The sequence below is a fragment of the Pseudomonas sp. Mn2068 genome, assembly GCF_049319725.1.
GTDB lineage: Bacteria > Pseudomonadota > Gammaproteobacteria > Pseudomonadales > Pseudomonadaceae > Aquipseudomonas > Aquipseudomonas gingeri.
This window is the reverse complement of record NZ_JBMOUG010000004.1, coordinates 241,576-262,279: the sequence shown is the minus strand read 5'-3', so window position 1 is coordinate 262,279 and position 20,704 is coordinate 241,576. Positions and strand designations below refer to the sequence as shown.

The window sequence follows — 20,704 nt, the reverse complement described above, 5'->3', positions numbered from 1 at the left end:
CCTCAGGCGGCATTCTTGAGTTTCGGGTCCAGCGCATCGCGCAGGCCGTCGCCCATCAGGTTGATTGCCAGCACGCTGAGCAAAATGGTCAGGCCGGGCAGGCTGACGACCCACCAGGCGCGTTCGATGTAGTCACGGGCCGAGGCCAGCATGGTGCCCCACTCGGGGGTTGGCGGCTGGACGCCGAGGCCGAGGAAGCCCAGGGCGGCGGCATCGAGGATCGCCGAGGAGAAGCTCAGGGTGGCCTGGACGATCAGCGGTGCCATGCAGTTGGGCAACACGGTGATGAACATCAGGCGTGGCAGGCCGGCACCGGCGAGGCGGGCGGCAGTCACGTAGTCGCGGTTCAGTTCGCCCATGACCGCGGCGCGGGTCAGGCGCACATAGGACGGCAGCGAGACGATGGCAATGGCGATCACGGTGTTGATCAGGCCAGGGCCGAGGATGGCGACGATCGCCACGGCCAGCAGCAGCGAAGGCAGGGCGAGCATGATGTCCATCAGGCGCATGATGGTCGGCCCGAGGATCCGCGGGAAGAAGCCGGCCAGCAGGCCCATCAGGATTCCGGGAATCAGCGACATCACCACCGAGGACAGGCCGATCAGCAGCGACAGGCGCGAGCCCTGGATCAGTCGCGACAGCAGGTCGCGGCCCAGCTCATCGGTGCCCAGCAGGAACTGGGTCTGGCCGCCTTCAAGCCAGGACGGCGGGGTGAGCAGGAAGTCACGGAACTGTTCGCTCGGATCGTGCGGCGAAACCCACGGGGCGAAAATCGCGCAGAAGATCACCAGCAGCATGAACAGCAGGCCGGCGACGGCGCCCTTGTTCTTGGCGAAGGCCTGCCAGAATTCTTTGTACGGCGATGGATACAGCAGGCTTTGATCGACTGCTACAGAGGAAGTTGGAGTGCTCATGTATAGGATCTCAGCGCTGGTGACGGATACGTGGGTTGGCAAAGCCGTAGAGGATATCCACCACGAAGTTGACCAGGATCACGATGCAGGCAATCAACAGGATGCCGTTCTGCACCACCGGATAGTCCCGGGCGCCGATGGCTTCGATCAGCCATTTGCCGATGCCGGGCCAGGAGAAAATGGTCTCGGTGAGGACCGCGCCGGCCAGCAGTGTGCCGACCTGCAGGCCCATGACCGTCAGCACCGGGATCAGTGCGTTGCGCAGGCCGTGCACGAAGACCACGCGGGTCGGTGACAGGCCCTTGGCGCGGGCGGTACGGATATAGTCTTCGCGCAGGACTTCGAGCATCGAGGAGCGGGTCATCCGGGCGATCACCGCCAGCGGGATGGTGCCCAGCACGATGGACGGCAGGATCATGTGGTGCAACGCATCCCAGAACGCGTCCGGCTGGTCGCTGAGCAGGGTGTCGATCAGCATGAAGCCGGTTTTCGGCTCAATGTCGTAGAGCAGGTCGATGCGTCCGGAAACCGGGGTCCAGCCCAGGCTGACGGAGAAGAACATGATCAGGATCAGGCCCCACCAGAAGATCGGCATCGAGTACCCCGCCAGGGAGACACCCATGACCCCATGGTCGAACAGCGATCCCCGTTTGAGGGCCGCGATCACGCCGGCCAGCAGGCCGAAGACGCCGGCGAACAGCAGGGCGGCCATGGACAGTTCCAGGGTCGCCGGGAAGAGGGCGGAGAATTCGGTCCACACGCTGGTGCGTGTGCGCAGGGATTCACCGAGGTCGCCATGGGCGAGTTTGCCCACGTAGTCGATGTATTGCGCGTAAAGCGGCTTGTTCAGACCGAGGCGTTCCATCGCCTGGGCATGCATTTCCGGGTCGACCCGGCGCTCGCCCATCATGACTTCCACGGGGTCGCCAGGGATCATGCGAATCAACGCGAAGGTCAACAGTGTGATGCCGAAAAACGTGGGGATCAGCAACCCCAGTCGGCGGGCAATAAAACTAAACATCTTGTTGTGTACCTCATCAGCCGGTTAGGCGTGCCGGTCGCTGCCCGGGGTGCGGGCGGCGACCGGCGTATTTTTCTACTTCACCTGGGTCGTGGCGAAGTTATTGGTGGACAGCGGGTTAATGTGATAACCCTCTACGTTCTTGCGCATGGCGGTAAACATCTTGGGATGAGCCTGTTCGACCCACACCACTTGGTCGTGCAGGATTTCCAGGGCTTTCTCATAGAGTGCGGCGCGCTCGGCAGGATCAGTCTTGGCACGGGCCTGCTCGATCAGCGTCTGGAACTGCTGGTTGCACCAGCGGCTGTAGTTTTCGCCGTTTTTGGCGGCTTCGCAACTCATTAGCGGGGTCAGGAAGTTATCCGGGTCGCCGTTGTCGCCACTCCAGCCGGCCGAAACCAGGTCATGTTCGCCTTTTTTCGCCCGCTTGAGCATCTCGGCCCACTCCATGACGCGGATATCGATCTTGATGCCGACCTTGGCCAGGTCCGACTGGATCAACTGTGCGCCGAGTTGCGGGTTCGGGTTGGTCGGGCCACCGCCGTTGCGAGTGTACAGGGTGAAGACCGTGCCTTCAGGCACGCCGGCTTCCTTGAGCAGGGCGCGGGCCTTGTCCAGGTTCTGCGCCGGGTTCTTCAGCTTGTCGTTGTAGCCCAGCAGGGTCGGCGGGTAGGGGTTGACCGCCGCGATGGCGTTGCCCTTGCCGTACAGGGTGTCGACGTAGGTCTGCTTGTCCAGGGCCAGTTCGATGGCCTGGCGCACCCGCACATCGCTCAGGTATTTGTGCTCGGTATTGATGGCGGTGTAGCCGGTGGACATGGCCGCCATGCTGACGACCTGCAGGTTCGGGTCGGCCTGGATGCTCGGGACGTCATCCGGTTTCGGGTACAGCGCCACCTGGCACTCGTTGGCCTTGAGCTTCTGCAGGCGGGTGTTGTTGTCCGGGGTGATGGCGAATATCAGCGCTTCGGCCGGTGGCTTGCCACGGAAGTAGTCCGGGTTGGCCTTGTAGCGGACCTGCGCATCCTTGGCATAGCGCTGGAAGATGAACGGGCCGGTGCCGATCGGCTTGGCGTTGAGGTCATCCATCTTGCCGGCCTTGAGCAACTGGTTGGCGTATTCGGCGGAGTGGATCGAGGTGAACGCCATGCCCAGGTCGAGCAGGAACGGTGCTTCGGGCCGGGACAGGGTGAACCGCACGGTCAGGTCGTCGACTTTTTCGACGCTCTTGAGCAGGTTCTGGAAGTCCATGCTTTCAAAATATGGGAAGCCGACGGTGGATTGCTTGTGCCAGGGGTGATTCGGGTCCAGCTGGCGCTGGAAGCTCCAGAGCACGTCGTCGGCATTCAGCTCACGGGTCGGTTTGAAGTAATCGGTGCTGTGGAACTTGACGCCTTTGCGCAGGTGGAACGTGTACTGCAGGCCGTCGGGACTGATCTCCCAGCTTTCGGCCAGGGCCGGCTGGATCTCGGCCGTGCCCGGCTTGAAGTCCACCAGGCGGTTGAACAGGGTTTCAGCCGCGGCGTCGGAAGTGACGGCGGTGGTGTACAGAACCGGATCGAAACCTTCCGGACTGGCTTCGGTGCAGACCACCAAGGGTTTTGCCGAAACGCCGATGGCAGCAGTCAGCAAGGTGGCTGCGATAGCCGCTCGCAAGGGAAGCATCTTCATATAAACCCTCCGTAATCAAATGAGCCAGATTAGTCGCCAGGGCCGATTCGTCGAATCGACCCTGGCATCGTTACGTCTTAAAGAATCTTGAATGGAATGGTGGTGACCAGGCGGAACTCGTTGAGGTTGCCGTCAGCCTGTTGTGCGCTGGCGCGGTGAGTGGTGTAGGTCGCACGGATGGCGGTGGCCTTCAGCGGACCGCTTTGCACCGCGTAGGACGCGCCGATGCCGTATTCCTGGTGCTTCTCGCCGTCCATCAGGCGCAGGTCGCTGCGTTTGACGCCCGCTTCGCCATAGGCGGTGCCGGTGTAGTGGGTGCCGTCGATGCCCCAGCCGCGGGAGCTGTAGACGTTGAACTTGAGGCCCGGCACGCCGTATTCGGCCATGTTGATGCCATAGGCGATCTGGAAGGACTTCTCGTTCGGTCCGTTGAAGTCCGAGAGCAGGGAGTTGGCCAGGTAGATGCCGTTGGTTTCGTGCAGGTAGTCGAAGTACTCGTTACCGTTCACCTGCTGGTAGGAGAAGGTCAGGCTGTGGGCCTGGTGAGTCAGGCCGAGGGACAGCGAGTAGGTGTCGTTGTCGATTTCACCCATCTTCTTTTTGCCGGTGTCGACGGTTTTGTAGTAGTTGAAGCCGGTGGTCAGGCCCAGTACCGAAGTGTCGCCCAGGTCATGGGTGAAGCCCGCGTAGTACTGGTTCCAGAAGTCTTCGACCTTGGCGGCGTAGAGGCTGGTCTTCAGGCTCTTGAACGGCTGGTAGGTCATGCCGGCGGTGTTGACGTGGTCGGTTTCCTGGCCGTTGCCGTATTCGCTGCGGAATTTCGACAGGCTCTGCTCGGTCCGTGGCGAGACACGGTCGAAGGTGCCCAGGTCGAAGGCCATGTTGCTCAGTTCTTCACTGTGGATGCTCACACCTTCGAAGCTGGAAGGCAGGGCACGGTTGCCGATGTTATCGACGATCGGCGTGCTGAAGTTCTGGCGACCGGCGGTCAGGGTGGTGTTGGAGACGCGGGCCTGGACGTTGGCCAGGCCCAGCTTGCTCCACTGGCCGACGGCATCGCCGTCGCTGTGGGTCAGGGTACGGTTGGAGCCGCCAGCCATGTCCTTGCGGTCACGGTCCAGGGCGATGGCGTTGTAGGCCGCCACTTCGGTCTTGAAACCCACGGTGCCCTGGGTGAAACCCGAGCTGTAGTTGAGGATGGTGCCCTGGGCCCAGTTGATGCGGCGCGGAGTCGGCGTCGGGGTGGTGCCGCCTTTTTTGTAGGAGAAGCGGTCATCACGGCGCTTCAGTTCGTTGGCGTACCAGTTGCGGGTGGTGCCGCTCAGGCTCTGGCCATCGATAAAGCCCTTGGCTTCACTCTGGGCATTGCCGGTATTGATGCCGGTCGGAATGAAATCCTGGCTCTGGGATTCCGCATGGGCCATCAGGGTGGTGCTACTGATTGCTAAGGCTAACAACGCTTTTTGAGAGAGTTTCAACGTACCGCTCCTTTTTCTTTCTTTTTGAAATGCCGGTCTTTTTGGGTGATCCGGCTATTGTGGTGAACTCTGTTTTTTTGTTTCGCAAACGTTTGCTTGGCAGTGGTTCGCCGAATTTCGGCTGCAAGATTGCGTGAGGACGAAATTCGTCCCCAACGCGCGGGTCACGGTTTTATTGTTCGATACTGACGCCCGAGAACGAATTGCGGCCAAACGGGCTGACTTTGAAGTCCTGGACTTTGGCGCTCAACGGCTGGTTGACCGTCGAATGGGCGATAGGGGTAATGGGCACCTGTTGCTTGAGCAACTGCTGGGCCTGTTTGTAGAGCACCGTCCGCTCGTCGCGATCGGTGACGACCTTGGCCTGCTTGATCAGCTTGTCGTACTGTGGGTCGCACCACATGGAGTAGTTGTTGCCGCCGATGGCGTCGCAACTGTAGAGGGTGCCGAGCCAGTTGTCCGGATCGCCGTTGTCGCCGGTCCAGCCAATCAGGCTGACGTCATGCTCGCCGTTCTTGGTGCGCTTGAGGTACTCGCCCCATTCGTAGCTGACGATCTTCACCTTGAGGCCGATCTTCGCCCAGTCGGCCTGGAGCATTTCGGCCATCAGCTTGGCGTTGGGGTTGTAAGGGCGCTGGACGGGCATGGCCCAGAGGGTGATCTCGGTGCCTTCCCTGACTCCAGCGGCCTTGAGCAATTCCCTGGCTTTTTCCGGATTGTAGGCGGTGTCCCTGATGGTTTCGTCGTAGGACCACTGGGTCGGTGGCATGGCGTTGACCGCCAGTTGGCCGGCGCCCTGGTAGACCGCATTGAGGATGCTCGACTTGTTCACCGCCATGTCCAGGGCCTGGCGCACCTGCAGTTGGTCGAAAGGCTTGTGGCGCACGTTGTAGGCGATGTAGCCGAGGTTGAAACCGGGCTTTTCGATCACCTGCAGCTTCGGGTCGCTCTTGAGCGCATCGACATCGGCGGGGCGTGGGTGCAGGGTGACCTGGCATTCATTGCGCTTGAGCTTCTGCACCCGTACCGAGGCATCGGTGTTGATCGCGAAGATCAACTGGTCGAGCTTGACCTTGGCCGGGTCCCAGTAGTGCTTGTTGGCGGCGTAACGGATCTGCGTATCTTTCTGGTAACGCTGGAGCACGTAGGGGCCGGTGCCGATCGGTTTCTGGTTGATGTCGCTGGGCTTGCCTTCCTTGAGCAACTGGTCGGCATACTCGGCGGACAGGATGGCGGCGAAGCTCATGGCGATATTCTGGATGAACGCGGCGTCGACGCTGTTGAGGGTCATGACCACGGTCAGCGGCCCGGTCTTTTCGACCTTGGCGATATTCTTGTTCAGGCTCATCCCGTTGAAGTAGGGGAACTCCGTGGGATACGCCTTGCGAAACGGCTGCTCGGGATCGAGCATGCGATTGAAGGTGAACAGCACATCGTCGGCGTTGAAATCGCGACTCGGCGTGAAGTACTTGGTGGTGTGGAACTTCACCCCTTCACGCAGGTGGAAGGTATACACCAGGCCATCCGGCGAGATATCCCAGCTCTTGGCCAGCGCCGGTGCGACGGTGGTCTCGCCCCGGACGAATTCCACCAGCCGGTTGTAGATCGGCTCGGCGGCGTCGTTGTCGGTGGCGGCGGTGTACTGCGCAGTGTCGAACCCGGCCGGGCTGCCCTCGGAGCAGAACACCAGGCTACCGGCAGCCTGGGCAAAAGAGGCACCGGCCAGCAGGGCCGTGCTGATAAAAGCGGATAAAACGAAGGTATGGCGCATGACGATCCCAATCCATTTTTATTGTCATCGATGAGCAATTGCCATGTGTTGAAACATGGAAACATCACCGACTGAGTCAGTAGGTACAGCAATGCCGCTCAAACGCCTATCAGCGATGTCTCGACGTTATGACGCCAAGTCCTTGCCGTAAATGCGTAGAGCCTTAGAGAGTTGTAGGAAAAAACTGCGCTTCTGACTCGTTCTGCTGGAACCGGGAGCGGTCAGGTAATGGGCAATTCCTGCAATTCTGGCGGGGCAGCGCAAAGGCGACGTCCTGCGACGCCGCCCTTGCGAAACCTTACTTGCTGACGCTGACGCCGTAGAAGGAGTTCAAGCCGAACGGGCTGATCTTGAAGTCCTTCACGGTGGCGCTCATGGGTTGGTACACCGTCGAGTGCGCGATAGGTGTATAGGGGACGTCATCCTTGAGGATGTGCTGGGCCTGCTTGTACAGCTCGGTGCGCTTGGCCTGGTCGGCAGTCGACTTGGCTTCTTTCATCAGGGCGTCGTACTTCGGTGTGCAGTACTTCGAGAAGTTGTTGCCGTTGAGGGCATCACAACCGAACAGTACGTTCAGCCAGTTGTCCGGGTCACCGTTGTCACCGCTCCAGCCAATGATCATGGCTTGTTGCTCGCCACCCTTGGCACGCTTGAGGTATTCACCCCACTCGTAGCTGACGATCTTCACGTTCAGGCCGATGTTCTTCCAGTCGGACTGGAGCATTTCGGCCATCAGCTTGGCGTTGGGGTTGTACGGACGCTGGACAGGCATGGCCCACAGCTTGATTTCCGTACCTTCCTTGATGCCGGCTTCCTTGAGCAGCTGTTTGGCTTTCTCAGGGTCGTACTTGGCATCCTTGATGGTGGTGTCATAGGACCACTGGGTCGGCGGCATGGCGTTGACGGCCAGCTGGCCGGCGCCCTGGTACACCGATTCGATGATCTGCGGCTTGTTCACGGCCATGTCCAGCGCCTGGCGAACACGCAGGTCGGCCAGCGGGTTGGCGGCGGTTTCGCCCTTGAGCACCGGCATGACGTTATAGGCGATATAGCCCAGGTTGAAACCGGCCTGGCTCGGCATCTGCAGTTTCGGGTCGGCCTTGAGCGGTGCAAGGTCGGCCGGACGCGGGTAGACGCTGACCTGGCATTCGTTTTTCTTCAGCTTCTGCATCCGCACCGAGGCGTCGGTGGTGATGGCGAAGATCAGGTTGTCGATCTTGACGTCTTCAGGCTTCCAGTAGTCCTTGTTCCCGGTGTAGCGGATGTTGGAGTCTTTCTGGTAGCTCTTGAACACGAACGGGCCGGTGCCGATCGGCTTCTGGTTGATGTCGCTGGCCTTGCCTTCCTTGAGCAGCTTGTCGGCGTACTCGGCGGATTGGATCGAGGCGAAGCTCATTGCCAGGTTCTGGATGAACGCGGCGTCAACGGTCTTCAGGGTGAACTTGACGGTATGCTCGTCGACCTTCTCCACCTTGGTGATGTTGCTGTCCATGCCCATGTCGGTGAAGTACGGGAATTCGGTCGGGTACGCCTTGCGGAACGGCATGTCCTTGTCGAGCATGCGGTTGAAGGTGAACAGCACGTCGTCGGCGTTGAAGTTGCGGGTCGGCTTGAAGTAGTCGGTGGTGTGGAACTTCACCCCATCGCGCAGATGGAAGGTGTAGGTCAGGCCGTCCGGCGAAATATCCCAGCTGGTCGCCAGGCCAGGAATCACGGCGGTGCCGCCGCGTTCAAACTGGCTGAGACGGTTGAAGACGGTTTCCGCGGAGGCGTCGAAGTCGGTTCCGGCGGTGTATTGGCCTGGGTCGAAACCGGCCGGGCTCCCTTCGGAGCAATACACCAGGTTTGTCGCTGCGAGGGCGAACGGTGCAGATGCCAGGAGGCCTGCGCCAACTAAAAACGGAATGACTGCTTTTTTAAGCATGGTGGCCTCATGATTTGTTGTCATTTTTGGTTGTGAGGACGACCTCGTGAGTCGACCTGCGGATACTTATGCAGGCCCCATACCCAATGCAAGATGCAGAGGCGCCGCAAGCCTTAAACTGTGGCACGAACGTACACGAATGTCGCAATTGTGTAAATTCTGACGCATTTAACCGTTTGCGCCCGGTTTTTCCGGTGCATACAGCGCACTGCAAGCAGGCAACCGGGGCGTCTGGCGCACCCGGTTGGGGCGTGCGTGTTACTTATCGAGACTCACGCCGTAGAAGGGCGTCAGGCCGAAAGGACTGATCTTGAAGTCACGGACTTCCTTGCGCAGCGGCTGGAATACCGTGGAGTTCGCGATAGGGGTGATGGGTACCTGTTCCTTGAGGATTTTCTGCGCCTGTTGATAGAGTTTCACCCGCTCGTCGCGGTTGCTCGCGAGCTTGGCCTTCTGCACCAGCCGGTCATAATCCGGATCGCACCACTTGGCGTAGTTGCTGCCTTTTACCGCGCCGCAGCTGTACAGCACGCCCAGCCAGTTGTCCGGATCGCCATTGTCTCCGGTCCAGCCATAGATCATGGCGTCATGTTCGCCATTCTTGGCGCGCTTGATGTACTCGCCCCATTCGTAGCTGACGATATTGGCCTTGATCCCGACCTTGGCCCAGTCCTGCTGGATCATCTGCGCCGACATCCGCGCATTGGGGTTCGAGGCGCGCTGCACGGTCATGGCCCACAGGTCGATGCTGGTACCGGGAGCGACGCCTGCCTCCTTCAGTAGCGCCTTGGCTTTGGTCGGATCGTAGGGCGCGTCCTTGATGTTCGGGTCGAACGACCATTGCGCCGGCGGCAGGGCGTTTTGCGCAAGCTGTCCGGCGCCCTGGTAGACCGCCTTGATGATCGCCGGCTTGTCGATGGCCATGTCCAGCGCCTGGCGTACCTTGAGTTGGTCCAGCGGCTTGTGGGTCACGTTGTAGGCCAGGAAGCCGAGGTTGAAGCCGGCCTGCTGGAGCACCCGCAGGTTCGGGTCCTGCTTCATGATCTCGATGTCCGCCGGACGCGGGTAGCCACTGACCTGGCATTCGCCGGCCTTGAGCTTCTGCAGGCGCGCGGCGGCATCCGGGGTGATGGCGAAGACCAGGTTGTCGAGCTTCACGTCCTCGGGTTTCCAGTACGCCTTGTTGGCCGCGTAGCGGATCTGCGAGTCCTTCTGGTAGCGCTTGAACACGAAGGGCCCGGTTCCCACCGGCTTCTGGTTGAGTTCCTCGGCCTTGCCTTCCTTGAGCAGCTTGTCGGCGTACTCGGCGGACTGGATGGAAGCGAAGCTCATGGCCAGGTTCTGGATAAAGGCCGCATCCACCGTGTTCAGGTTGAAACGCACCGTGTGCTCGTCGAGCTTCTCGACGTTCCTGATGGTGGTATTGAGGCCCATGTCGGTGAAGTACGGCGATTCCGAGGGGTAAGCCTTGCGGAACGGCTGGTTCGGGTCGAGCAGCCGGTTGAAGGTGAACAGCACATCGTCGGCGTTGAAGTCGCGGCTCGGGGTGAAATAGTCGGTGGTGTGGAATTTCACGCCGGGACGCAGGTGGAAGGTGTAGACGAGGCCATCGGCGGAGACTTCCCAACTCGTCGCCAGGCCGGGTTCGACCTCGGTGCCGCCGCGCTTGAACTGGGTCAGGCGGTTGAACACGGTTTCGGCCGACGCGTCGAAATCGGTGCCGCTGGTGTACTGGCTCGGGTCGAAGCCTGCGGGGCTGGCTTCGGAGCAGTAGACCAGGGTACTCGCGGCCTGGGCCAGCGGTGCACAGGCCAGCAGGCTGGCGGCAAGGAGCAGCGGTTTGAACACGGTTCTTTCCATGGAATCCCCTGAGAGTGCTTTTTCGGCAGCAAAAAAAACGGCGGTCACCGAGGTTACCGCCGTTCCGGCCTGCTTAGAAAGCTCTGGTCCGGGCCTTTATTGCAGGACTTCGATCACACCGTCGGCGTTCATGCTGACCTGGCTGGTGCCGGCTTCCACTTCCGGTGTCGGGGCGGAGTCCATGGCCGCGGCCTTCATCATCATCGCGCCACGGGCGTAGGGCTGTGGATAACCGTTGCCGTTGAGGTTCAGGTTGATGATCTTGTAGCCTTTGCCGCCGAGGGCGTCGGTGGCCAGCTGGGCGCGGGCCTTGAAGGCGTTCACCGCCTCCTTGAGCAAGGCATCTTCGCTGGCCTTGCGGGTCGCCGTGGAGATGGAGAAGTCCATGCCTTCCATTTTCAGCGTCTGCATCAGGTCGCCGGTCAGCTTGGAGAGGGCGGCAAAGTCGCCGCTTTCCAGGCGCAGCTCGGCGCGCTCACGCCAGCCGGTGATCTTCTGGGTCTTGTTGTCGTAGATCGGATAGCTGTTGCGGCTGCCCTGGCGCAGGGTCACGGCCTTCACTTCACGGGCCTCGCCGAGGGCCTTGTTCATGGTGGTGGTGATCTCGGCGGCCAGCTTGGCCGGATCGCTGTTCTGCGCCTCGGTATAGAGGGTGACGATCATCAGATCCCGCGCCACTTCCTGGCTGACTTCGGCGCGCAGGGAAATCTGGTTGTAATGAAGCTCGTCGGCAGCCATTGCCGGCAGGCTGGCCAGGGTGGCGATGCTGAGGGCGAGCAGGGTGGCGCTGCGAGTGAACCGTTGCATAAAAACTCCTTGGGATACGGGACGCGCTTATCGTCGGGCGATACCGCGTGAAACCATCAGACTCTAGCTGTTATCGGGCAGTTCACCCAGTTACAACTTCTATACATCTGTCACGAGCTGTGGCTGTTTGCCGCAGTTCTGCCTGTCGGGCGTCCAGCTTGGTTATACTCGTGGCGATCCGCCTGGAGCGCTCATCAGGAGAGCTCATGCTCGCCCCCTTTCAATTGTTGTCCGCGACTCGCCAGAACCTGTGGCGCCTGACCTTTATCCGTATCCTGGTGCTGGCCGCCCAAGCCGGTTCGGTCGGTATCGCCTACTGGTTCGAACTGCTGCCGCTGCCCTGGCTGCAACTGTGGGTCACGCTGGGTTGCTCCATGGTGCTCTGCGCCTTCACGGTGGTGCGGCTACGGACCACCTGGCCGGTCACCGAGCTCGAATACGCGGTACAGCTGGCCTGCGATCTGTTTATCCACAGCGCCCTGCTGTATTTCTCCGGTGGCTCGACCAACCCGTTCGTTTCCTACTACCTGGTGCCGCTGACCATTGCCGCGGTGACCTTGCCCTGGCGTTTTTCGGTGGTCCTCTCCGGTGTGGCGCTGGTCCTGTACACCTTGCTGCTGGTGCAGTTCTACCCGCTGGAAACCTTTCCGATCTCCCGGGAAAAGCTGCAGATCTATGGCATGTGGCTGAGCTTTGCCCTGGCCGCCGCAGTCATCACCTTCTTCGCCGCGAAGATGGCCGAGGAGCTGCGCCGCCAGGAAGAGTTGCGCGCGCTGCGGCGTGAAGAAGGCCTGCGCGACCAGCAGCTGCTGGCCGTGGCGACCCAGGCCGCCGGTGCCGCCCACGAACTGGGCACGCCCCTGGCGACCATGAGCGTGCTGCTCAAGGAAATGCGCCAGGACCATCCGGACCCCTTGCTCCAGGACGACCTGAGCGTGCTCCAGGACCAGGTCAAGCTGTGCAAGGAAACCCTGCAGCAACTGGTGCGGGCGGCCGAGGCCAATCGCCGGCTGGCGGTGGAGATGCAGGATGTCACCCTCTGGCTCGACGAAGCGCTGAACCGCTGGCACCTGATGCGTCCCGAGGCCAGTTATCGCTTCCAGCGCCTGGGGCAGGGCGAAGTACCGCGCCTGGCGCCGCCGCCGGACCTGACCCAGGCCCTGCTCAACCTGCTCAACAACGCTGCCGATGCCTGCCCGGAGGGCCTGGAAGTAAGGCTCGATTGGGATGAGGAAAACCTCACCATCAGTATCCGCGACCACGGTGCCGGTGTACCGCTGGCCATCGCCGAGCAGATCGGCAAACCCTTTTTTACCACCAAGGGCAAAGGTTTCGGCCTGGGCCTGTTCTTGAGCAAGGCCAGCGTGACACGCGCCGGCGGCTCGGTGAAACTCTACAGTCATGAGGAAGGTGGCACGCTCACCGAGCTGCGCCTGCCCCGTGTCGCCCGAGGAGACGAAGCATGAATGACGAGATCCAGGTCGAAGGCGAAGAACTGCCGCATCTGTTGCTGGTGGACGACGACGCCACCTTTACCCGCGTGATGGCGCGGGCCATGAGCCGGCGCGGTTTTCGCGTCAGCACCGCCGGTTCCGCCGAAGAGGGCCTGATCCTGGCCCAGCAGGACCTGCCGGACTACGCCGCGCTGGACCTGAAGATGGACGGCGATTCCGGCCTGGTGCTGCTGCCCAAGCTGCTGGAGCTCGATCCGGAGATGCGCGTGCTGATCCTCACGGGCTACTCCAGCATCGCCACGGCGGTGGAGGCGATCAAGCGTGGCGCCTGCAACTATCTGTGCAAGCCGGCGGACGCCGACGATGTGCTGGCCGCCTTGCTCTCCGAGCACGCCGACCTCGATACCCTGGTGCCGGAGAACCCGATGTCGGTGGATCGCCTGCAGTGGGAGCATATCCAGCGGGTGCTGACCGAGCACGAGGGCAATATCTCCGCCACGGCCCGCGCCCTGGGCATGCATCGACGCACCTTGCAGCGCAAATTGCAGAAGCGGCCGGTGCGGCGCTGAACCGGCGCTGAACGAATCCTTCTCAGGCTGCGCTTTCGCGCGTGCGAATCATCTATGATCGGTTGGTGAATTTTCTTACGCTAACCGAGCCTGAAGAATGACTGAGAAGAACGCCGAGTATTCCGCGGTCAACGATGCCGTGCAGGGACAGTTTTTCCGCCGGGTCTGGCAAATGACGACGCCCTACTGGCGCAGTGAAGAGAAGGGCAAGGCCTGGCTTTTGCTGCTGGCGGTGATCGGCCTTTCGCTGTTCAGCGTGGCGATTTCGGTCTGGATCAACAGTTGGTACAAGGACTTCTACGACGCCTTGCAGCAGAAGGACGAGACGGCCTTCTGGCGGCTGATCCTGTACTTCGGTGGCATTGCCGCCGTGGCGATTCTCGGCGCGGTCTACCGGCTGTACCTGACCCAGATGCTGACGATCCGTTGGCGTAACTGGCTGACCGAACAACATTTCAAGCGCTGGCTCGGCCACAAGAACTACTACCAGCTGGAGCAGGGCGGCTACACCGACAACCCTGACCAGCGGATTTCCGAAGACCTCAATACCTTCACCTCCAACACCTTGAGCCTGGGACTGGGCCTGATCCGTACCGTGGTCAGCCTGGTTTCGTTCTCGATCATCCTGTGGGGCGTCTCAGGCAGTATCGAAGTCTTTGGCATCACCATTCCCGGCTACATGTTCTGGTGTGCCTTGCTCTATGCCGCGGTGGGCAGCTGGTTGACCCATCTGATCGGGCATCGCCTGATCGGCCTGAACAACCAGCAACAACGTTTCGAAGCCGATCTGCGTTTCTCCATGATCCGGGTTCGCGAGAACGCCGAAAGCATTGCCTTGTTCAATGGCGAGCCGAACGAGAATCAACGCTTGAGCGCCCGTTTCGGCAAGGTCTGGCACAACTTCTGGGACATCATGCGGGTTTCCAAGCGGCTGACGTTTTTCACCGCGGGCTATGGCCAGATCGCCATTATCTTTCCCTTTATCGTGGCCGCCCCACGCTACTTCGCCGGCAAGATCCAGTTGGGCGAGCTGATGCAGATCAACTCTGCCTTTGGCAATGTGCAGGAGAACTTCAGCTGGTTCATCACCGCCTATTCGGATCTGGCGGCGTGGCGCGCGACTTGCGATCGTCTGTTGAGCTTCCGCCAGGCCATGAGCGACAACGAGGATCATGTCCGCACCATCGATGTTCAAAGCGTGGGCGAGGAACTGAAGGTACAGAACCTCAACCTGGACCTGAACAATGACCGCCATCTCCTGAGCGGTGCCGAGATGACCGTCGCGGCGGGCGAGCGCGTGATGCTGGCCGGTCGCTCCGGCAGCGGTAAAAGTACCCTGTTCCGCGCCATGGGCAATCTCTGGCTCGACGGCCACGGGAGCATTCGCTTACCCGCGCGGCGCTACCTGTTCTTGCCGCAGAAACCCTACCTGCCCATCGGCAGCCTGCGTGAGGCGCTGAGTTATCCACAGGCGGGCGATACCTATGCGCAAGAGCGCTATGCCCATGTGCTGGAGACCTGCCGCCTGCAACACCTGATCCCGCGGCTGGACGAGAGCAATCACTGGCAGCGCATGTTGTCTCCGGGGGAGCAGCAGCGCCTGGCTTTCGCCCGTGCCCTGTTGTATGCGCCGCAATGGTTGTTCATGGATGAAGCGACCTCGGCCATGGACGAGGAAGACGAAGCGGACCTCTACGAGGCCCTGATCAGGCAGGTCCCGGGCATCGGGATCGTCAGCGTCGGCCATCGCAGCAGCCTGAACAAATTCCATACCCGGCATCTGCGCATAGAACGCGGACACCTGGTGCCCCAGGAACCGGTCAGCGCATAGTCAACTGTGATCGTACAACCCGGTTGAGCTATGATGCAGGCTCAGCCGTTCAGCCGAGATAGATGTTCGTATGGAAAACCAGAGCGCCGCGCTCCGCGCACCTCGCAAGCGCCGCAGTCTTGCCCAGGAATTGGTCACGGTCCTGACCGAGCAGATCCGTGACGGTCAACTCAAGCGCGGCGACAAGCTGCCTACCGAGTCGGCGATCATGGATGCCCACGGGGTCAGCCGCACGGTGGTCCGTGAGGCGATTTCCCGCCTGCAGGCGGCGGGGCAGGTGGAAACCCGCCACGGGATCGGCACCTTTGTGCTGGATACGCCGAGCCCGAGCGGTTTCCGTATCGACCCGGCCACCGTGGTGACCTTGCGCGATGTGCTGGCGATCCTCGAGTTGCGCATCAGCCTGGAAGTCGAGTCGGCCGGGTTGGCGGCGCAGCGGCGTACGGCCGAACAATTGGCGGCGATGCGGGCGGCGCTGGATGCCCTGAATGAAAGCGCGGCCCATGCCAGTGATGCGGTGGCTTCCGATTTCCAGTTCCACCTGCAGATTGCCTTGTCCACCGGCAACCGCTATTTCACCGATATCATGACCCACCTGGGCACCAGCATCATTCCGCGTACGCGGCTGAATTCGGCGCGCCTGGCCCATGATGACCAGCAGCACTACATGAACCGGCTGGGACGCGAGCACGAAGAGATCTATGAGGCGATCGCCCGCCAGGATTCCGATGCGGCGCGGGCGGCGATGCGCCTGCACCTGACCAACAGCCGCGAGCGCTTGCGCCAGGCCCATGAGGAAGCCGAGGCGCAGCGCGGTTGAGATGAGTTTGCACGATCTTCTGTGGCGAGCGGGCCAGCCTGCTCGCCACAGGTGTTCTATGCATCTTGCAGGATCGTGCGATCCACACGCACCGCCCATTTCGCGGCTTGTGCCTGCACATCGAAGATCACTTTCCCCTCGGCATCCGCCGTCGCGCGGGCAATCGCCACACCGTCGGCGAGCAGTTCCAGCGGCATATCCTTGAGTGACTGACCGGACGCCAGTTCGAGTTTTACGGTAAAGGTCATGGTTGCTTTCCCTGTCACTGGTGGTTGTCGATAAAGGTCGTGGCCTGGCTGTCCAGCGTACCGATCAATTCCGGCGAGCCGCCACGGAACTGCCGGAACACATTGCGTCCCCCGGCTCCCGCCGACGCATCCAGCGGCACCGTCAGGGTCGGCTGGAAGCGGTCGGTCAGTTCGGCATAGGCCGTCCACGGGCCGATATAGGATTCGTCCAGTCCATTGGTGTAGCTGAAGGCATAACGCACGGCATGACCCGGCAGCCAGTTGGGTTCGCTGGGTGTGCGGCTCTGCCAGCCGTCGGCCTTGATCGTCGGTGCCCCGCCCGGAGGGTTGAGGTAGCCGGCGGGTTTGTTCGGCTTGTAGTCCTGGAGCAGCAGGTAGGTGCTCCAGCCCCACCAGCTATCGCTCTGGCTGCGGTCGTTGAGGTTGTTGACGTCGTTGCGGCGCATCACCGCCTTGCCCTTGAGGGCGAACAGCGGGGCGAAGTTCAGGCTGTCCTGGCTGTTCTCCACCTTCGCCAGGTCCGGGACCGAACGCAGGGCGGCGTAGGCTTGCGGTGGTACGACGACACCGCTGAGAAACGTCGCGAACACTTCGTCCACCGATTGCTGCACCGCCTGTTTGACCTGTAGTCGGTTGCTGTTGTCGAGGGTGTCGAAATAACGTTTGTCGCCATAGCAGTTCCAGCGCTCGCCCTTGGCGTTGCTGACTTTCAGGCCGTACTTGCTGTCCTCGTCGTGCATGAAGCGGGAAATCAACGAGCCCACGTCGCTGGGGGTGACGCTGTCGGCCAGTTGCTTGCGCGGTACACGCAAATGACCGGCGGAAAACAGGTCGGTGAGGAAGTGGTCGGCGAAGGCATTCATCGCATAGGCCAGTTCCAGGTCCTGGTCGCTGCCGCTCTGACGGGCGACAACAGCCTGTTGCAGGGCCACGGCATGACCGGCCTGGTAGGCCAGCAGGGCCCATTCGCCAAAATGGTCCCAGTTGCCGGCGGCCAGTTTCAGGTAGCGCCCCAGGGGAAACAGGGGGGAGGCAAAACTGCCGCCGCCGGTGATCTTGTTCCATTCGCCCGAGAGGGTATCGCCCAGTTCGTCGTAGGCTTCGTGCGGCTGCCGGCCATCCCGGATCGCCTGGTTGGCCGCGGTGATTTCGCTCTTCATGACCTGCAGGATCTTCTGTGCCTCTTCTCGCGAGGCGGGCAGTACCGCCAATGAGTTGAAGGCCGCGGTAAAGCGTGCCTGGCGTTCCGCCGGGGTGCCGCCATCGGCGATCGGGCGATCGGCGATGCCGTAGAAATCGCCGCCCAGGGCGATGACCTGGCCGTAGGTCAGGGCCAGGCCGTTGCTCAGGTGCAGTTCGACCTGCCAGGCCGGAATGGCCGGTGCGTCCCTGGCAAAACGCAGCAGGGTGCTGTCGCCGATGGCAGTGTGTTCGCCGCCTTCGAAGCGCGCCTGCGGCGATCCTTTGGCTGCGGCTCCCGGGGCCGTCGGCAGATGCTCAGGGCGATGGTACTTGAGGGTGTGATGTCCCTCGGCGAGCAGCACGATGGCCGTGCCATCGCCCGGAATCGCGATGCCCTGTTCGGTAAAAAGACTGTCCAGCCCGGCAATGAGCTTGCCGTCGTGCAGCAGGATTTCCTGCGGCGTACGTTCAATTCCTGACATTTCTAGCTCCTTGATATGTCGGATATTTCATCAATATAACTGTATGCATATACAGTTAATTCGAGCATAGATGAAAACTTTCCTACGTCAAGGATGGAAATGTCTGAGGGCTCTCTTGAGCGATACCTGTTGACCTTTGTTATTTAAGTTGTACGATGACGTACGACATCAGCAAGGCTGACCCGTCTCTTTCATCACAACGTGCTTTCCAGGGTGTTCGAATAATGAATCCACAAGAACTGAAGTCCATCCTCTCTTCCGGCCTGCTGTCCTTTCCGGTGACCGATTTCAATTCCCAGGGCGATTTCCACCGCGCTGGTTATGTCAAACGCCTGGAGTGGCTGGCCCCATACGGCGCCACGGCGCTGTTCGCCGCCGGTGGCACCGGTGAGTTCTTCTCCCTGGCCGCCAGTGAATATTCCGAAGTGGTCAAGACCGCCGTCGATACCTGTGCCGGTAGCGTGCCGATCCTCGCCGGTGTCGGCGGCGCCACCCGCCAGGCCATCGAATACGCCCAGGAAGCCGAACGCCTGGGGGCCAAGGGCCTGCTGCTGCTGCCGCACTACCTGACCGAAGCGAGCCAGGAAGGGGTTGCGGCCCACGTTGAAGCCGTGTGTAAGTCGGTGAAGATCGGCGTCGTCGTCTACAACCGCAATGTCTGCCGCCTGACCGCTCCGTTGCTGGAGCGTCTGGCCGAGCGTTGCCCGAACCTGATCGGCTACAAGGACGGCCTGGGCGATATCGAGCTGATGGTGTCGATTCGTCGCCGCCTCGGCGATCGTTTCAGCTACCTGGGCGGCCTGCCGACCGCCGAAGTCTATGCCGCGGCCTACAAGGCCCTGGGTGTGCCGGTCTACTCCTCGGCGGTGTTCAACTTCATCCCGAAAACCGCGATGGACTTCTACAACGCCATCGCCCGTGAAGACCACGCCACCGTCGGCAAGATCATCGATGACTTCTTCCTGCCGTACCTGGATATCCGCAACCGTCGCGCCGGCTACGCCGTGAGCATCGTCAAGGCCGGGGCGAAGATCGTCGGCTACGACGCCGGCCCTGTGCGCACCCCGCTGACCGACCTGCTGCCGGACGAGTACGAAGCCCTGGCCGCGCTGATCGACAAGCAAGGCGCGCAATAACGACACATGCACCAGGCCGCTGAGCGATCAGCGGCTTTTTCGGTTCTGGAGGTTTTCCGTGGCACAAGCAAAGCGTTTCGATAATTACATCGGCGGTGAATGGGTCGCCGGTGCCGAGTATTCGGCCAATATCAACCCGTCCGATCTGTCCGATGTCATCGGCGAGTACGCCAAGGCCGACCTGGCCCAGGTCCAGGCGGCGATCGATGCCGCGCGCGCGGCGTTTCCCGCCTGGTCCACCTCGGGTATCCAGGCGCGCAGCGATGCCCTGGACAAGGTCGGTTCGGAGATCCTCGCCCGTCGCGAAGAGCTCGGCAACCTGCTGGCCCGGGAGGAGGGCAAGACCCTGCCGGAAGCCATCGGCGAAGTGTCCCGTGCCGGTAATATCTTCAAGTTCTTCGCCGGCGAATGCCTGCGCCTGTCGGGCGATTACCTGCCGTCGGTACGCCCCGGCGTGAATGTCGAAGTGACCCGCGAAGCCCTGGGCGTGGTCGGCCTGATCACACCGTGGAACTTTCCGATCGCGATTCCGGCGTGGAAGATCGCCCCGGCCCTGGCCTACGGCAACTGCGTGGTGCTCAAGCCCGCCGAACTGGTGCCGGGTTGTGCCTGGGCCCTGGCGGAAATCATTTCCCGCGCCGGCTTCCCGGCCGGTGTCTTCAACCTGGTGATGGGCAGCGGCCGCCTGGTCGGCGATGCCATGGTCAACAGCCCGAAGGTCGATGGCATCAGCTTCACCGGCTCCGTCGGCGTTGGCCGTCAGATCGCCGTCAACTGTGTGTCGCGCCAGGCCAAGGTGCAGCTGGAGATGGGCGGCAAGAACCCGCAGATCATCCTGGATGACGCCGACCTCAAGCAGGCCGTCGAGCTGGCGGTGCAGAGCGCGTTCTACTCCACCGGCCAGCGCTGCACGGCGTCCAGCCGCCTGATCGTCACTGCCGGGATCCACGACAGATTCGTCGAAGCCATGGCCGAGCGCATGCGTTCGATCAAGGTCGGTCACGCCCTCAAGAGCGGTACCGACATTGGTCCGGTGGTGTCCCAGGCACAACTGGAGCAGGATCTGAGCTACATCGGTATCGGCCAGTCCGAAGGGGCGCGGCTGGTAGCTGGTGGTGAACTGGTGACCTGCGATACCGAAGGCTACTTCCTGGCGCCGACCCTGTTCGCCGACAGCGAAGCCTCGATGCGCATCAGCCGCGAAGAGATCTTCGGCCCGGTGGCCAATATCGTCCGCGTGGCGGATTACGAAGCGGCGCTGGCGATGGCCAACGATACCGAGTTCGGGCTGTCCGCCGGTATCGCCACCACCTCGTTGAAGTATGCCAACCACTTCAAGCGCCACTCCCAGGCCGGGATGGTGATGGTCAACCTGCCGACGGCGGGCGTGGATTATCACGTGCCGTTCGGCGGCCGCAAGGGATCGTCCTATGGTTCTCGCGAGCAGGGCCGCTACGCGCAGGAGTTCTACACGGTCGTGAAGACCAGCTACATCGGTTCGTAACGCGCTTTACCCGCACGGAGCTCTTGCCTGAG

Annotated in this window: 16 protein-coding genes; 6 read left to right on the top strand and 10 right to left on the bottom strand. The window is 61.6% G+C overall.

Going from position 1 to position 20,704, the window contains the following annotated elements; translation table 11 throughout:
- Nucleotides 1-2: 2 nt before the first annotated feature.
- The 8 genes from ACL9RJ_RS11885 to ACL9RJ_RS11850 all read right to left on the bottom strand — a co-directional run bounded on the left by ACL9RJ_RS11885 (nucleotide 3) and on the right by ACL9RJ_RS11850 (nucleotide 11,446).
- Nucleotides 3-914: an ABC transporter permease subunit gene (locus ACL9RJ_RS11885; RefSeq protein WP_177084116.1), complete on the bottom strand. Its 912-nt coding sequence runs from the start codon at nucleotides 912-914 to the stop codon at nucleotides 3-5.
- Nucleotides 915-924: 10 nt separating this feature from the next.
- Nucleotides 925-1,935: an ABC transporter permease subunit gene (locus ACL9RJ_RS11880; RefSeq protein WP_178990951.1), complete on the bottom strand. Its 1,011-nt coding sequence runs from the start codon at nucleotides 1,933-1,935 to the stop codon at nucleotides 925-927.
- 75 nt (nucleotides 1,936-2,010) lie between these two features.
- Nucleotides 2,011-3,606: an ABC transporter substrate-binding protein gene (locus ACL9RJ_RS11875; RefSeq protein WP_017123537.1), complete on the bottom strand. Its 1,596-nt coding sequence runs from the start codon at nucleotides 3,604-3,606 to the stop codon at nucleotides 2,011-2,013.
- A 77-nt stretch (nucleotides 3,607-3,683) separates the two neighbouring features.
- Nucleotides 3,684-5,084: an OprD family porin gene (locus ACL9RJ_RS11870; RefSeq protein ID WP_042934261.1), complete on the bottom strand. Its 1,401-nt coding sequence runs from the start codon at nucleotides 5,082-5,084 to the stop codon at nucleotides 3,684-3,686.
- 172 nt (nucleotides 5,085-5,256) lie between these two features.
- A complete protein-coding gene (locus ACL9RJ_RS11865; RefSeq protein WP_017123539.1) occupies nucleotides 5,257-6,855 on the bottom strand; it encodes an ABC transporter substrate-binding protein in 1,599 nt (532 codons plus the stop codon).
- Nucleotides 6,856-7,153: 298 nt separating this feature from the next.
- The gene (locus tag ACL9RJ_RS11860) at nucleotides 7,154-8,779 is read right to left on the bottom strand and encodes an ABC transporter substrate-binding protein (protein ID WP_042934263.1); all 1,626 of its coding nucleotides are present in this window, start codon (nucleotides 8,777-8,779) and stop codon (nucleotides 7,154-7,156) included.
- Between the two features lie 258 nt (nucleotides 8,780-9,037).
- Nucleotides 9,038-10,639 carry an ABC transporter substrate-binding protein gene (locus ACL9RJ_RS11855; RefSeq protein ID WP_103032578.1) on the bottom strand — a complete coding sequence of 534 codons (1,602 nt, stop codon included), beginning with the start codon at nucleotides 10,637-10,639 and terminating at the stop codon, nucleotides 9,038-9,040.
- A 96-nt stretch (nucleotides 10,640-10,735) separates the two neighbouring features.
- Entirely contained in the window at nucleotides 10,736-11,446 is a 711-nt protein-coding gene (locus ACL9RJ_RS11850) for an SIMPL domain-containing protein (RefSeq protein WP_178990945.1), read from the bottom strand.
- 206 nt (nucleotides 11,447-11,652) lie between these two features.
- On the opposite strand from ACL9RJ_RS11850, the gene ACL9RJ_RS11845 reads away from it, so the two are divergent.
- The 4 genes from ACL9RJ_RS11845 (at nucleotide 11,653) to ACL9RJ_RS11830 (ending at nucleotide 16,120) form a co-directional block, all read left to right on the top strand.
- A complete protein-coding gene (locus ACL9RJ_RS11845) occupies nucleotides 11,653-12,912 on the top strand; it encodes an ATP-binding protein (protein WP_017123543.1) in 1,260 nt (419 codons plus the stop codon).
- Nucleotides 12,909-13,469 (top strand): response regulator transcription factor, encoded by a 561-nt coding sequence (locus ACL9RJ_RS11840; RefSeq protein ID WP_017123544.1) that lies wholly within the window; start codon nucleotides 12,909-12,911, stop codon nucleotides 13,467-13,469. The genes ACL9RJ_RS11845 and ACL9RJ_RS11840 overlap by 4 nt, the downstream gene beginning before the upstream one ends.
- A 97-nt stretch (nucleotides 13,470-13,566) precedes the next feature.
- Nucleotides 13,567-15,300 carry an ABC transporter ATP-binding protein/permease gene (locus ACL9RJ_RS11835; protein ID WP_017123545.1) on the top strand — a complete coding sequence of 578 codons (1,734 nt, stop codon included), beginning with the start codon at nucleotides 13,567-13,569 and terminating at the stop codon, nucleotides 15,298-15,300.
- A 70-nt stretch (nucleotides 15,301-15,370) separates the two neighbouring features.
- On the top strand, nucleotides 15,371-16,120 hold the full coding sequence (locus tag ACL9RJ_RS11830; RefSeq protein ID WP_017123546.1) for a FadR/GntR family transcriptional regulator: 750 nt from the start codon (nucleotides 15,371-15,373) through the stop codon (nucleotides 16,118-16,120).
- 56 nt (nucleotides 16,121-16,176) lie between these two features.
- Here ACL9RJ_RS11830 and ACL9RJ_RS11825 read toward each other — a convergent pair whose 3' ends face one another.
- Together ACL9RJ_RS11825 and ACL9RJ_RS11820 are read right to left on the bottom strand one after the other, a co-directional pair.
- A complete protein-coding gene (locus ACL9RJ_RS11825) occupies nucleotides 16,177-16,368 on the bottom strand; it encodes a hypothetical protein (RefSeq protein ID WP_212810114.1) in 192 nt (63 codons plus the stop codon).
- Nucleotides 16,369-16,382: 14 nt separating this feature from the next.
- Entirely contained in the window at nucleotides 16,383-18,032 is a 1,650-nt protein-coding gene (locus ACL9RJ_RS11820; protein WP_422765271.1) for a phospholipase, read from the bottom strand.
- A 224-nt stretch (nucleotides 18,033-18,256) separates the two neighbouring features.
- Between ACL9RJ_RS11820 and kdgD the strand changes: the two genes are divergently transcribed.
- Together kdgD and ACL9RJ_RS11810 are read left to right on the top strand one after the other, a co-directional pair.
- Entirely contained in the window at nucleotides 18,257-19,168 is a 912-nt protein-coding gene (gene kdgD / locus ACL9RJ_RS11815) for a 5-dehydro-4-deoxyglucarate dehydratase (RefSeq protein WP_177117768.1), read from the top strand.
- 58 nt (nucleotides 19,169-19,226) lie between these two features.
- Nucleotides 19,227-20,672 (top strand): aldehyde dehydrogenase family protein, encoded by a 1,446-nt coding sequence (locus ACL9RJ_RS11810; protein WP_017123550.1) that lies wholly within the window; start codon nucleotides 19,227-19,229, stop codon nucleotides 20,670-20,672.
- Nucleotides 20,673-20,704 lie beyond the last annotated feature (32 nt).

Coding starts and splice junctions, on each gene's coding strand:
- ACL9RJ_RS11845 (WP_017123543.1), top strand. CDS start 11,653: ATGCTCGCCCCCTTTCAATTGTTGTCCGCGACTCGCCAGAACCTGTGG.
- kdgD (WP_177117768.1), top strand. CDS start 18,257: ATGAATCCACAAGAACTGAAGTCCATCCTCTCTTCCGGCCTGCTGTCC.
- ACL9RJ_RS11825 (WP_212810114.1), bottom strand. CDS start 16,368: ATGACCTTTACCGTAAAACTCGAACTGGCGTCCGGTCAGTCACTCAAG.
- ACL9RJ_RS11875 (WP_017123537.1), bottom strand. CDS start 3,606: ATGAAGATGCTTCCCTTGCGAGCGGCTATCGCAGCCACCTTGCTGACT.
- ACL9RJ_RS11830 (WP_017123546.1), top strand. CDS start 15,371: ATGGAAAACCAGAGCGCCGCGCTCCGCGCACCTCGCAAGCGCCGCAGT.
- ACL9RJ_RS11835 (WP_017123545.1), top strand. CDS start 13,567: ATGACTGAGAAGAACGCCGAGTATTCCGCGGTCAACGATGCCGTGCAG.
- ACL9RJ_RS11855 (WP_103032578.1), bottom strand. CDS start 10,639: ATGGAAAGAACCGTGTTCAAACCGCTGCTCCTTGCCGCCAGCCTGCTG.
- ACL9RJ_RS11840 (WP_017123544.1), top strand. CDS start 12,909: ATGAATGACGAGATCCAGGTCGAAGGCGAAGAACTGCCGCATCTGTTG.
- ACL9RJ_RS11885 (WP_177084116.1), bottom strand. CDS start 914: ATGAGCACTCCAACTTCCTCTGTAGCAGTCGATCAAAGCCTGCTGTAT.
- ACL9RJ_RS11850 (WP_178990945.1), bottom strand. CDS start 11,446: ATGCAACGGTTCACTCGCAGCGCCACCCTGCTCGCCCTCAGCATCGCC.
- ACL9RJ_RS11820 (WP_422765271.1), bottom strand. CDS start 18,032: ATGTCAGGAATTGAACGTACGCCGCAGGAAATCCTGCTGCACGACGGC.
- ACL9RJ_RS11865 (WP_017123539.1), bottom strand. CDS start 6,855: ATGCGCCATACCTTCGTTTTATCCGCTTTTATCAGCACGGCCCTGCTG.
- ACL9RJ_RS11880 (WP_178990951.1), bottom strand. CDS start 1,935: ATGTTTAGTTTTATTGCCCGCCGACTGGGGTTGCTGATCCCCACGTTT.
- ACL9RJ_RS11860 (WP_042934263.1), bottom strand. CDS start 8,779: ATGCTTAAAAAAGCAGTCATTCCGTTTTTAGTTGGCGCAGGCCTCCTG.